Annotated in this window: 9 protein-coding genes and 1 pseudogene; 5 read left to right on the plus strand and 5 right to left on the minus strand. The window is 75.5% G+C overall.

Features of this window, described 5'->3' with window-relative positions:
* Positions 1 to 209 precede the first annotated feature (209 nt).
* The 3 genes from AOK09_RS33330 to AOK09_RS33340 all read right to left on the minus strand — a co-directional run bounded on the left by AOK09_RS33330 (position 210) and on the right by AOK09_RS33340 (position 1,921).
* Entirely contained in the window at positions 210 to 404 is a 195-nt protein-coding gene (locus tag AOK09_RS33330) for a DUF2795 domain-containing protein (protein WP_055590959.1), read from the minus strand.
* Between the two features lie 246 nt (positions 405 to 650).
* Entirely contained in the window at positions 651 to 929 is a 279-nt protein-coding gene (locus AOK09_RS33335; protein ID WP_055590960.1) for a DUF6158 family protein, read from the minus strand.
* 26 nt (positions 930 to 955) lie between these two features.
* Positions 956 to 1,921, minus strand: a complete 966-nt coding sequence (locus AOK09_RS33340) for an LLM class F420-dependent oxidoreductase (RefSeq protein WP_055590961.1) — start codon at positions 1,919 to 1,921, stop codon at positions 956 to 958.
* A gap of 73 nt (positions 1,922 to 1,994) precedes the next feature.
* Here AOK09_RS33340 and AOK09_RS33345 point away from each other — a divergent pair, with 73 nt between their 5' ends.
* Positions 1,995 to 5,156 carry a BTAD domain-containing putative transcriptional regulator gene (locus AOK09_RS33345; protein ID WP_055590962.1) on the plus strand — a complete coding sequence of 1,054 codons (3,162 nt, stop codon included), beginning with the start codon at positions 1,995 to 1,997 and terminating at the stop codon, positions 5,154 to 5,156.
* Between the two features lie 76 nt (positions 5,157 to 5,232).
* Positions 5,233 to 6,870, plus strand: coding sequence for an ABC-F family ATP-binding cassette domain-containing protein (locus AOK09_RS33350; protein ID WP_055590963.1), 1,638 nt, complete (start codon positions 5,233 to 5,235; stop codon positions 6,868 to 6,870).
* Between the two features lie 132 nt (positions 6,871 to 7,002).
* Here AOK09_RS33350 and AOK09_RS33355 read toward each other — a convergent pair whose 3' ends face one another.
* Positions 7,003 to 8,658 carry an FAD-binding dehydrogenase gene (locus AOK09_RS33355; protein WP_055590964.1) on the minus strand — a complete coding sequence of 552 codons (1,656 nt, stop codon included), beginning with the start codon at positions 8,656 to 8,658 and terminating at the stop codon, positions 7,003 to 7,005.
* Positions 8,659 to 8,898: 240 nt separating this feature from the next.
* On the opposite strand from AOK09_RS33355, the gene AOK09_RS33360 reads away from it, so the two are divergent.
* Both AOK09_RS33360 and AOK09_RS33365 read left to right on the plus strand, forming a co-directional pair.
* Entirely contained in the window at positions 8,899 to 9,483 is a 585-nt protein-coding gene (locus AOK09_RS33360) for an RNA polymerase sigma factor (RefSeq protein WP_055590965.1), read from the plus strand.
* Between the two features lie 10 nt (positions 9,484 to 9,493).
* Positions 9,494 to 10,168, plus strand: coding sequence for a hypothetical protein (locus tag AOK09_RS33365; RefSeq protein WP_055590966.1), 675 nt, complete (start codon positions 9,494 to 9,496; stop codon positions 10,166 to 10,168).
* Positions 10,169 to 10,220: 52 nt separating this feature from the next.
* Here AOK09_RS33365 and AOK09_RS33370 read toward each other — a convergent pair whose 3' ends face one another.
* Positions 10,221 to 10,742 (minus strand): VOC family protein, encoded by a 522-nt coding sequence (locus tag AOK09_RS33370; RefSeq protein WP_055590967.1) that lies wholly within the window; start codon positions 10,740 to 10,742, stop codon positions 10,221 to 10,223.
* A 117-nt stretch (positions 10,743 to 10,859) separates the two neighbouring features.
* Here AOK09_RS33370 and AOK09_RS33375 point away from each other — a divergent pair.
* Positions 10,860 to 11,229: pseudogene (locus AOK09_RS33375) on the plus strand (hypothetical protein); the annotation flags it as partial.

Below are 11,229 nucleotides of genomic sequence, written 5' to 3' on the forward strand. Positions count from 1 at the left end.
AGATGTGGATAAGGGACAGGGGCGGGGTGCGGGCCTGGGGAGGGGACCGGCTGCGACGCGGCGGGGCCCCGCGGAGCGCCGGTGCGGAGGGAGCGGACACCTCCGCCGAGGGCGGTCCGGGGCCGTCCGAGGGCGGGCGGTCCGGGATGGAGCCCGCCGGCCCTGGACGACCACCCCCGCCCCGCCGTCGGCGGGGCGGGGACAGGCGGTCAGGCGTGCTTGAACAGGGCCTTGCTGACCTCTGCGGGGCTCTGGAACGTCGACTGGTCGAGCCGGGAGATGCGATCGATCAGGCCGCTGTCCGCGCGGTTGGCGCGGGCCTGCTGGGCCAGCTGCTCGCGGTCGGCGGGGTAGTCGACGCCGGCCAGGGCCTTCTGCAGGTCGATCGGGCTGAGCTGGGACATGGGTCCTCCAGGGGTGGAGTCGGGTGTCCGCCGCTGGTCTGACGGCGGTAGCCCGGGGCGGTACCCGGGGCCCCGGCCTTCATGCGACGGCGTCCGGCAGGGCACCCGTACGGCCGACGCCGGGGCGCCGCGCCGCCGGGTCCCCCGCCCCTGGACGGCACCCGGCCGCCGGTGGCACGGCCTGGGACGGCACCCGGCCCCGGGCCCTGCCGACCAGGGCCCGGGACCGGGTGGTGCGGGGACCGATCAGGACAGGCCGCGGAGCGCGTCCGGGTCCATTCCTCCCGCGTGGGTGCGGGCGCGGGCGCCGAGACGGGTGCGGCCGGCGGTGACCTGGCGCTGCGGGTGGCGGCGCAGGTACTCCTCCTCCAGCTCCGCCATGCGGGTGGTGTGCCGGTCCAGCGCCTCGGCGGAACCGTGCAGCAGGGCGTCGTGGCGGGTGCGGTGGATCTGCTCCAGTTCGTGCATCAGCACGCTCTCGTCGAGCTGTCCGGCGTCGACACCGACGGTTGCGGCTTCGTCCATCTGCTCTCTCCTCCAACGGGTTCTGCTCACAGCTCCCGCAGCGCGGGGAGCAGCGACTTCTCGGCCCAGTCCAGGAACGGGTACTGGGCGTCGCCGCCCACCTGCACCAGGGCCACCTCGGTGAATCCGGCTTCGGCATAGGGCCGTACCGCGTCCACGAAGAGCTGCGGGTCGGAGCCGCAGGGGATGGCCGCGGCCACGTCCTCCGGGCGGACGTACTGCGAGGCGGAGGCGAACCCCGCGGTGCCGGGCAGCTCCGAGTTGACCTTCCAGCCGCCGGCGAACCAGCGGAACTGCTCGTGGGCGCGCGCCACGGCGGTGTCCGGGTCGGGGTCGTAGCTGATCGGCAGCTGCCCGACGCGGGGTTTGCCCTTCCCGCCGTGCCGGGCGAAGGCGTCCAGCAGTGCGCCGTCCGGCTCGGTGGCGATCACCAGGTCGGCCAGCCGTCCCGCGAGGGAGCAGGACTGCTCGCCGGAGACCGCGACGCCGATCGGCGGCGGGGGGTCGGGCAGGTCCCAGAGCCGGGCGGACTCCACGTCGAAGTGCGTCCCGTGGTGGTTGACATAGCCTCCGGCGAAGAGCGCCCGGATGACCTCCAGGGCCTCCTCCAGCATCTCGTGGCGTACGTCCACCGGTGGCCAGCCGCCGCCGACCACATGCTCGTTGAGGTTCTCCCCCGAGCCCAGCCCCAGCCGGAAGCGGCCCCCTGAGAGCAGCTGCACGGTGGCGGCCTTCTGCGCGACCACCGCCGGGTGGTAGCGCATGGTCGGGCAGGTCACATAGGTCATCAGCGGGATCCGGCTGGTGGCCCACGCGGCCGCCCCGAGCACGCTCCACGCGTAGGGTGCGTGGCCCTGGACGTCCAGCCACGGGAAGTAGTGGTCGGAGATCACGGAGAAGTCGAAGCCGGCCTGCTCGGCGCGGACCACATGGTCCACCAGGTCGCGGGGGCCGGCCTGCTCGGTCAACATTGTGTATCCGAACTGCACCATAAGGCCCGGATTCCCCCGCTGGCGGACGGAAAACTGTCCCGCCCGCTGATCGTCGTGGGAGAGAATCGCCCACATGTTCTTCGGGATCCTGGGCCCCACGGAGGTACGCGGTCCGGACGGCACCGCGTTGGCGGTCGGCGGGCCCCGGGTGCGGGCGCTGCTCGCCCAGCTGCTGCTGGCCCCGGGCCGGCTGGTCACCGCGGAGGCGCTGATCGACGGCCTGTACGGGGAGGAACCCCCGGGCGGCGCGGCCAACGCCCTGCAGTCGCAGGTCTCCCGGCTGCGCCGGGGGCTGCGCGCCGCGGACGGCGCCGGGAGCCTGGTGGAGTCGCACCCGGCCGGCTACCGGCTGGCGGTCGACCCCGAGGACGTCGATGCGCACCGCTTCGAGCGGCTGGTCCGCGAGGGGCAGGAGGCCCTCACCGCGGGACACCACGCCGGGGCCGCCGCGCTGCTGCGTTCGGCCCTGGAACTGTGGCGGGGCCCGGCACTGGCCGACCTGCGCGACTCCCCCTTCGCCGGGGCTCCGGCCGCCGGCCTGGAGGAGCTGCGGGTGGCCGCCGTCGCCGACCGGATCGAGGCCGAACTCGCGCTGGGCGAGCACCACTCCCTGATCCCCGAGCTGCAGCAGCTGGTGACCGCCCACCCGCTGCGGGAGCGGCTGCGGGGCCAGCTGATGCGGGCGCTGTACGGCTGCGGCCGGCAGGCCGAGGCGCTGGGGGTGTACGACGAGGCCCGGCGGATCCTGGCCGAGGAACTGGGCGCGGACCCGTCGGCCGAGCTGACCGCGGTCCAGCTGGCCGTGCTGCGGGCGGAGCCCTCCCTCACCCCCGCGCCCCGTTCCGGCACCCGCCCCGGGCTGCCGGCCCCGCTCACCAGTTTTGTGGGCCGCGAGGAGGAACTCACCCGGATCGCCGACCTGCTGGGCGCCGCCCGGCTGGTCACCCTGACCGGCCCCGGCGGTGCGGGCAAGACCCGGCTCGCCCTGGAGGCGTGCGGCCGGGAGCAGGGCGACGTCTGCTTCGTCGAGCTGGCCCCGTTGTCCGGGGGCTCGGCCGTTCCGCAGGCCGTCGCGGCGGCCCTGGGCGTCCGGGAGACCGTACTGCCGTCCGCTCCCGAGGCCGGCGGCCGGACGGTCGATCTGACCACCCGGCTCGTCGCGGCCCTCAGCGGCCGCCGGACGCTGCTGGTGCTCGACAACTGCGAGCACCTGGTGAGCGATGTCGCCCGGCTCGCCCACCGGCTGCTCGCGGCCTGCCCCGGGCTGCGCGTGCTGGCCACGAGCCGGGAGGCGCTGGGCATCACCGGGGAGACCCTCTGCCCGGTGCCGCGGCTGGGGCTGCCCCCCGCGGGCGCTCCCGCCGCGGCGGTGCTGGACAGTCCGGCGGTGCGGCTCCTCGCCGACCGGGCGGCCGCGGTCAGGCCGGGTTTCCGGCTCGACGCGGCCCACGCGGCGGAGGTCCTGCGGATCTGCACCGCGCTGGACGGGCTGCCGCTGGCCATCGAGCTGGCCGCGGCCCGGCTGCGGGCGCTCACCGTCGCGGAGGTCGCCGCCCGGCTCGACGACCGGTTCCGGTTGCTGTCGCGGGGCGACCGCACCGCCGCACCGCGACACCAGACGCTGCGGGCCGTGGTGGAGTGGAGCTGGGAGCTGCTCTCGGCGGCCGAGCAGATGCTGGCCCGGCGGCTGACGGTGTTCGCGGGCGGCCTGACGCTGGAGACGGCCGCCGCGGTGTGCGGGCTGCCCGGCGGCGAGGTGGAGGAGCTGCTCGCGGACCTGGTGGACAAGTCCCTGGTGGAGCAGGCCGGGGGGCGGTTCAGGATGCTCGACACCATCCGGGCGTTCTGTGCGGAGCGGCTCGCGGACGCGGGCGAGGAGGAGGAGCTGCGCCGCGCCCACGCCGACTGCTTCCTCGGCCTGGCGGTCGCCGCGGAGCCCCGGCTGCGCTGCTCCGAGCAGCTGGAGTGGCTTGCCCGGCTGGACGCCGAGCACGGCAATCTGCAGGCGGCACTGAACTGGTCGGTCCAGGCGGAGCCGGAGACGGCGCTGCGGCTGCTGGCGGCGCTCTCCTGGTACTGGTGGCTGCGCGGGCTCCGCCGGGAGGCGGCCGGGCCCGCCGCGGCGCTGCTTCTGTCGGTGGGCACCGAGCCGCCTGCGGGCCTGGAGGAGGAGTACGCGCTCTGCCTGCTGGCCTCCGCCGGGCTCGGCGAGGCCCCGCGCCCGGTGCGGGAACGGGTGGCGACACTGCTGCTGGAGCGGATGGACGGCCCGCCCCGGCAGCCCACCACCCTGGTCATCTGGGCCCTCTCCGCCGGACCCCCCGACGTCCGGGACCAGCCCGTGCGGTCCGCGGAGCACCTCTTCGACCTGACCGACCCCTGGAGCCGCGGACTGGCCGGGGTCGGCACGGGGTTCCCGCTGCTCTTCGGCGGCGACACGGAGGGCGCCGAGCCGCTGTTCCGGCAGGCGCTGACGGACTTCCGCTCGGTCGGCGACCGCTGGGGTGTGATCAACGTCCTGGACCAGCTCGCCATGGTCGCCGGGTGGCGGGGCGAGTGGGACGCGTCGCTGGCCCTGATGGACGAGGCGGTGGAACTGTCCCGGCAGCTGGGCGCCGTGGAGGACCACGCCGACATGCTCTGTCGCCGGGCCGAGGCCCTGCTGCGCTCCGGCGACCACGACGCGGCCCGGACCGACTTCGGGCGGGCCGCGGAGGCGGCACGGCGGGCCGGTTCCGCCTCCCGGCAGGCGGACGCCCGGCACGGACTGGGCGAACTGGCCCGGCTGGGCGGCGATCCGCAGGAGGCCCGGCGGCTGCTGGAGCCGGCGCTGGCGGCCTGTTCCGAGCCCGGCTTCGGCACCGCGTTCGTCCGGTCGCGGCTGCAGGCCGCACTCGGCCGGGTCGCGGAGGCCGAGGGGGACGCCGCCGGGGCCCGCTCCCGGCACGCCGCGGCACTGGCCGCCGCCCTGGAGCACCCCAACCTCGTCCTGGCTGCCGTGGCCGTGGAGGGCATGGCCGGGGTCGCACTGCTGGAGGGGGACGGCGAGCGGGCTGCGGCGCTGCTGGGCGCGGCGACCGTACTGCGCGGCGCGGCCGTCGCCGGCGACCCGGACGTCGCCCGGGTGGCGGCCGGGGCGGAGCGGCTGCTGGGGGCGGAGGGCTTCGCCGCCGCCTACGCCGGCGGCGCCGCCCTGGACCGCGCCGCGGCCCTCGCGCTCGCCGGGCCGTCCTGACCGCTCCGGTCGCCGTCCTGGTCCGGGCAGCAGACGATCGGTGCGGGCGTGGTGGGCCGATAGGATCTGCGGTCTGATGACTGCCACTCTCGTCGCCAAGGACCTCGCCGCCGGCCACGGCGACCGCCCGCTCTTCTCCGGACTGGACCTGGTCGTCGCCCCCGGCGACGTGGTGGGCCTGGTCGGCGCCAACGGGGCGGGGAAGTCCACCCTGCTGCGGATGCTCGCGGGGCTGGACAGACCCGGCCAGGGCACCCTGCGGCTGAGCCCGCCGACGGCCAACATCGGCCACCTTCCGCAGGAGCCCGAGCGCCGCCCCGGTGAGTCGGTGCGGGAGTTCCTGGCCCGCCGTACGGGCGTGGCGGCGGCGCAACTGGCCCTGGACGAGGCCACCCAGGCGCTGGTCGACGCGGCGCCGGGGGCGGACGACGCCTATGCGGTGGGGCTGGAGCGCTGGCTCGACCTGGGCGGCGCGGACCTGGAGGAGCGCGCCGAGGAGGTCGCCGGCTCGCTGGGCCTGAAGGTCGGCCTGGAACAGCCGATGACCTCGCTGTCCGGCGGTCAGGCGGCCCGGGCGGGCCTGGCCTCGCTGCTGCTCAGCCGGTATGACGTCTTCCTGCTGGACGAGCCCACCAACGACCTGGACCTGGACGGGCTGGCCCGCCTGGAGTCGTTCGTCGCCGGGCTGCGGGCCGGTGTCGTGGTGGTGAGCCATGACCGGGAGTTCCTGGCCCGTACGGTCGACCGGGTGGTGGAGCTGGACCTCGCCCAGCAGCAGATCCGCAGCTACGGCGGCGGCTATGCGTCGTACCTGGAGGAGCGGGAGGTCGCCCGCCGCCATGCCCGTGAGGAGTACGAGGAGTACGCGGACACCCGCGCCGGTCTTGAGGCCCGGGCGCGCACCCAGCGGTCGTGGATGGAGAAGGGCGTCAAGAACGCCCGCCGCAAGGCGTCCGACAACGACAAGATCGGGCGCAAGTTCCGCACCGAGTCCACCGAGAAGCAGGCCGCCAAGGCCCGGCAGACCGAGCGGCTGATCGAGCGGCTGGACGTGGTGGAGGAGCCCCGCAAGGAGTGGGAGCTGCGGATGGAGATCGCCGTGGCGCCCAGGGCCGGTGCGGTGGTGGCCACCCTGCGCGGGGCGGAGGTGCGGCGGGGGTCGTTCGCCTTCGGGCCGGTGGATCTGCAGATCGACTGGGCGGACCGGGTCGCGATCACGGGGGCCAACGGCTCGGGCAAGTCCACGCTGCTGGCGGCGCTGCTGGGCCGGCTGCCGCTGGACGCGGGGCAGGCGTCGCTGGGCCCGGGTGTGGTGGTGGGCGAGGTGGACCAGGCCCGGGGGCTGTTCCTGGGCGCGGAGTCGCTGCTGGACGCGTTCGGTGCGGCGGTGCCGGACTTGACGCCCGCGGAGGTGCGGACCCTGCTCGCCAAGTTCGGCCTGAAGGCCCATCATGTGCTGCGCTCCGCGGCGACCCTCTCCCCCGGGGAGCGGACCCGGGCGGCGTTGGCGCTGCTGCAGGCGCGCGGGGTGAACCTGCTGGTGCTGGACGAGCCGACCAACCATCTGGACCTGCCCGCCATCGAGCAGCTGGAGTCGGCGCTGGCGTCCTTCCCGGGCACGCTGCTGCTGGTGACGCACGACCGGCGGATGCTGGACGCGGTGCACACCACTCGCCGGATCGAGGTCGCGGACGGCGTCGTCACCGAGCGCTGACGTACCGTCACCAGTCCTGCGGTGACGTCTGGTTGAGGTCGCAACCGGCAGGACCGCGGGCCGGTGGCGACTCAGGCGCGGGGCGGCTCAGGCAGGGACGACTCAGGCAGTGGCGGCTCAGGCAGTGGCGACTCAGGCGGTGGCGGCGGCCACGGCCCGCCCGGCGGTGCGTCCCGAGAAGAGGCAGCCGCCGAGGAACGTCCCCTCCAGGGAGCGGTAGCCGTGCATCCCGCCGCCGCCGAAGCCCGCCGCCTCCCCCGCGGCCCACAGCCCCGGCAGCACCTGGCCGTCGGGGCGCAGCACCCGGCCGTCCAGGTCGGTCTCCAGGCCGCCGAGGGACTTGCGGGTCAGGATGCCGAGGCGTACGGCGATCAGCGGGCCGGCCTTGGGGTCCAGCAGCCGGTGCGGGGCGGCGACCCGGATGAGCTTGTCGCCGAGGTAGTGGCGGGCGCCGCGGACGGCGGTGAGCTGCATGTCCTTGGTGAAGGCGTTGTCCAGGGCGTGGTCGCGGGCGGCGATCTCGCGGCGCAGCGCGGCCTCGTCGATCAGGTCCCGGCCGGTGACCCGGTTCATGCCGCGGACCAGTTCGGCGACGTCCCGGGCGACCACGAAGTCGGCGCCGTGCTGCTTGAAGGCCTCCACCGGGCCGGGGGCGCCGGGCAGGGCGCGGCGCAGGACCTCGCGTATGGACCGTCCGGTGAGGTCGGGGTTCTGCTCGGAGCCGGAGAGGGCGAACTCCTTCTCGATGATCTTCTGGGTGAGGACGAACCAGGTGTGGTCGTGCCCCGTGGTCATGATGTGCTCGAGGGTGCCCAGGGTGTCGAAGCCGGGGAAGAGCGGCGAGGGCAGCCGCCGTCCCAGGGCGTCCACCCAGAGCGAGGAGGGGCCGGGCAGGATGCGGATCCCGTGCCGGTACCAGATGGAGTCCCAGTTCTCGATGCCCTCGGTGTAGTGCCACATCCGGTCGCGGTTGATGTGGCTGGCCCCGGCCTGCTCGGCGATGCCCAGCATCAGGCCGTCGACATGGGCGGGCACCCCGGAGAGCATCCGGGCCGGCGGGCTGCCCAGCCGCTCGGGCCACTGGGCGCGTACCAGGTCGTGGTTGCCGCCGATGCCCCCGGAGGTGACCACCACGGCCTGGGCCCGCAGCTGGAAGTCGCCGACGACCTCCCGCGAGCTGGCCGTGCCCCGCTCGGCGCCGCTCGGCGCGAGCACCTCGCCGCGGACGCCGTCGACGACGCCGCGGGTACGGGTGAGGCCGGTGACCCGGTGGCGGAAGCGCAGCTGGACCGTGCCGCGCGCCGCGGCCTCCCGCACCCGGCGGGCGAAGGGCTCCACGACACCCGGGCCGGTGCCCCAGACAATGTGGAAGCGCGGCACGGAGTTGCCGTGACCGGTGCCGGTGTAGCCGCCGCGCTCCGCCCAGCCGACGACGGGGAAGAAGCGCACCCCGAGCCCCCGCAGCCAGGAGCGCTTCTCCCCCGCGGCGAAGTCCACGTACGCCTCGGCCCACCGGCGGGGCCAGTGGTCCTCGTCCCGGTCGAAGCCGGCGCTGCCCAGCCAGTCCTGCCAGGCGAGCTCATGTGAGTCATGGATCCGCATCCGGCGCTGCTCGGGCGAGTCCACCAGGAAGAGGCCGCCGAAGGACCAGTGCGCCTGACCGCCCAGGGAGGCGGCCGGCTCCTGGTCGAGCACCACCACCCGGCGTCCTGCGGCGGCGAGTTCCGCGGTGGCGACCAGACCCGACAGGCCCGCTCCGATGACGATGACGTCGGCGTCCAGTTCCATGGGCTCGTTTCCTCGGGGACCGGGGTGCGCGGCGCCGGCGCCGCGGTCTGCACCGAATCCTGGGCCCTGATGATCGCCGGGTCAATGCGCTCCGGGCACCGTCCGTCCCGGGGCGCGGACGGACCGGGGTACCGGGCGGCGGACGGGGCCGTTCGCTGCTGTACGGCAATGGGGTGGTTACGGAGCGGAGGCGGCGGGGGGATGCGCAATCCCCCGGGGCCGGTGCTACGTATGGGGGGTATGCACAGGATGGGGCTGCCACTGGAGCGCCTGCCGGACGACGCACTGCTGGCGGGTCTGATGGCGGGCGACCCGGAGGTGGCCGTGGCGTTCGTCAGACGGTTCCAGCGCCGGGTCTTCGGGGTGGCGATCGCCGTGGTGGGCGATGTGCAGCTGGCCGAGGACGTTGCCCAGCAGACCTTCGAGCGGGCCTGCCGGCACGCCCAGGTCTACGACTCCCGCCGCGGGTCGGTACCCACCTGGCTGTCGGCGATCGCCCACAATCTGGCGATCGACATGGTGCGCGCCCGGCACTCCACCCCGGTCGACCCGGAGGACCTGATCGCCCTGCTGGAGGCCGTCACCGACACCCCCGAGCGGCGGGCGATCGCCGACGAGGAGTCGGCGCAGCTCCGGTCGGCGGTGGCGGAGCTGCCCAGGGAGCAGGCCCGGGCCCTGGTGATGGCGGGGATATACGGGATGACGGCACGTCAGGTGGCGGAGACCGAGGGCGTCCCGGTGGGCACCGCCAAGACCCGGATCAGGACGGCGATGGGGAAGCTGCGGACCGCGCTCGCCCCGGGGCGGGAGGTCGGCCATGGGTGAGTGCTGCGGAATGACCTGCTTCCAGCTCCATGAGCTGGGCGCGGAGCTGTCGCTGGGGGTGCTGCCCGCCCGTGAGCGGGCGGCGGCGGTGGCGCACCTGGACGGCTGCGCCCGCTGCCGGGCGGAGGTGCACCGGCTGACCCTGGCCGGGGACGCGCTGCTGTCCCTGGTCCCCGGCGCGGAGCCGCCGGTCGGCTTCGAGGACCGGGTGATGGCCCGGCTGGGCCCGTCCCTGCGGCCCGTCCAGCGGCTGCGCCGCAGGCGGCGGCTGGTGCTGGTGGCCGCGGCGGCGGTGGCGGCGCTGGCGACCGGCGCGGGCGGCTGGGCGCTGGGCAGCGCCGAGGGTACGGCGACGCGGACCGTCGTCCCGGCGGCGGCGCAGACCCAGCTGCGCTCCGGGCAGCTGATGGCGGACGGGCGGGTGCTGGGCCGGGTCTATGTGCACGGCGGCCCCTCGCCGTGGCTCTTCATGTCCGTGGACGCGGACGGCGTCCCCGGACCGGTCCGGTGCACCGTGCAGCGCAGCGACGGCTCCACCGTGTCCGTCGGGACCTTCCCGCTGCGGGACGGCTACGGCTCCTGGGGCGCCGGCTATCCGGCGGGCCCGGATGCCATCGCGGTGCGGCTGCTCTCCGCCGGTGGCACCGTCCTGGCCACCGCCCACCTCCCCGCGGCGGGCGGCTGACGCTCCTCCGGCGCGGGCGACGGGCGGCGGCCCGCCCGGTCCCCCGCGGGGCTCAGCCCTCGATGATCCGACTGCCCTCGAAGACGCCCAGCCGCTCGTGGAACAGCTCGACGTTGACCCCGTTGGGGTCGCGCAGATAGAGGCTGTCGTCCACACCGCGGTCGGGGCCGAGCACCGCGACCCCGGCGGCCTCCAGCCGGGTACGGGCCGCGGCGAACTGCTCGCCGTCCACCGAGATCGCCAGGTGCTGCAGACCGCCCAGGGTCTCCGTGAACTCCGGGTGGTCATGGCCGGGGAAGTCGAAGAAGCCCAGCAGGTTGCCGTGCCCCAGGTCGAAGAAGAAGTGGCTGGAGCCCTGGTAGTCGCGGTTCTCCACCAGCTCGACCAGGGGGAAGCCCAGGACGTCCTGGTAGAAGCGGATGGTCTCCTCCACGTCGCGGCAGATGAAGGCCACATGGTGCACCCCGCGCGCGGTGGTCGCCGGCCGCTCGGCCGGCGGCTTCAGATGACGCGCCCGCAGTTCGTCGCGGCGGGCACGTACCGCCGCCAGGGCGGCGCCCTCGGGCTCGGGCATCGGCTGCACACTCCTCGGTCGCGGAAGGGGAACCCCCCGGCACTGACCTTTCCCCGTCCGGGCGCGCCGCAAGCCGCCCGGACGGGGCACCCGGGTCAGCCCGCGCACCACCACAGGATGTGCGACTTGCAGGTGGGCGACGGGTCCGGCGTCGGCGTCGGAGTGGGGCTGGGCGGTGCCTCGGTGCTGGGGGCCGCGGTGGGCGTCCGGCTGGGGGGCCGGTGCGAGGTGCTGCGGGTCGGCACGGTGGTGGTGCCCGCCGGGGCCGAGGCGCTGGTCGACGCGGAGGCGCTGGGCGAGGACGACGCACTCGGCGACGCCGACCCGGAGGGGCTCGCCGACGGCTGCCCGCTGCGCTGCGCCCCGGGCCGTACCCCCGGCGCCTGCGGGGCGACGTGCCCGGCGCCCTTGGAGGTGCCGCCCTGCGACCCGGCCGGGTCGGGGCTGTGGTCGGGGGCCCCGGTGCTGTCCGGGGCTTCGGAACCGG

Source organism: Peterkaempfera griseoplana, assembly GCF_001418575.1.
GTDB classification, from domain to species: domain Bacteria; phylum Actinomycetota; class Actinomycetes; order Streptomycetales; family Streptomycetaceae; genus Peterkaempfera; species Peterkaempfera griseoplana.

Excerpts from the sequence above, each read along its gene's own strand:
- AOK09_RS33340 (WP_055590961.1), bottom strand. The coding sequence starts at position 1,921 with ATGGTGCAGTTCGGATACACAATGTTGACCGAGCAGGCCGGCCCCCGC.
- AOK09_RS33350 (WP_055590963.1), top strand. The coding sequence starts at position 5,233 with ATGACTGCCACTCTCGTCGCCAAGGACCTCGCCGCCGGCCACGGCGAC.
- AOK09_RS33365 (WP_055590966.1), top strand. The coding sequence starts at position 9,494 with ATGACCTGCTTCCAGCTCCATGAGCTGGGCGCGGAGCTGTCGCTGGGG.
- AOK09_RS33335 (WP_055590960.1), bottom strand. The coding sequence starts at position 929 with ATGGACGAAGCCGCAACCGTCGGTGTCGACGCCGGACAGCTCGACGAG.
- AOK09_RS33345 (WP_055590962.1), top strand. The coding sequence starts at position 1,995 with ATGTTCTTCGGGATCCTGGGCCCCACGGAGGTACGCGGTCCGGACGGC.
- AOK09_RS33355 (WP_055590964.1), bottom strand. The coding sequence starts at position 8,658 with ATGGAACTGGACGCCGACGTCATCGTCATCGGAGCGGGCCTGTCGGGT.
- AOK09_RS33330 (WP_055590959.1), bottom strand. The coding sequence starts at position 404 with ATGTCCCAGCTCAGCCCGATCGACCTGCAGAAGGCCCTGGCCGGCGTC.
- AOK09_RS33360 (WP_055590965.1), top strand. The coding sequence starts at position 8,899 with ATGCACAGGATGGGGCTGCCACTGGAGCGCCTGCCGGACGACGCACTG.
- AOK09_RS33370 (WP_055590967.1), bottom strand. The coding sequence starts at position 10,742 with ATGCCCGAGCCCGAGGGCGCCGCCCTGGCGGCGGTACGTGCCCGCCGC.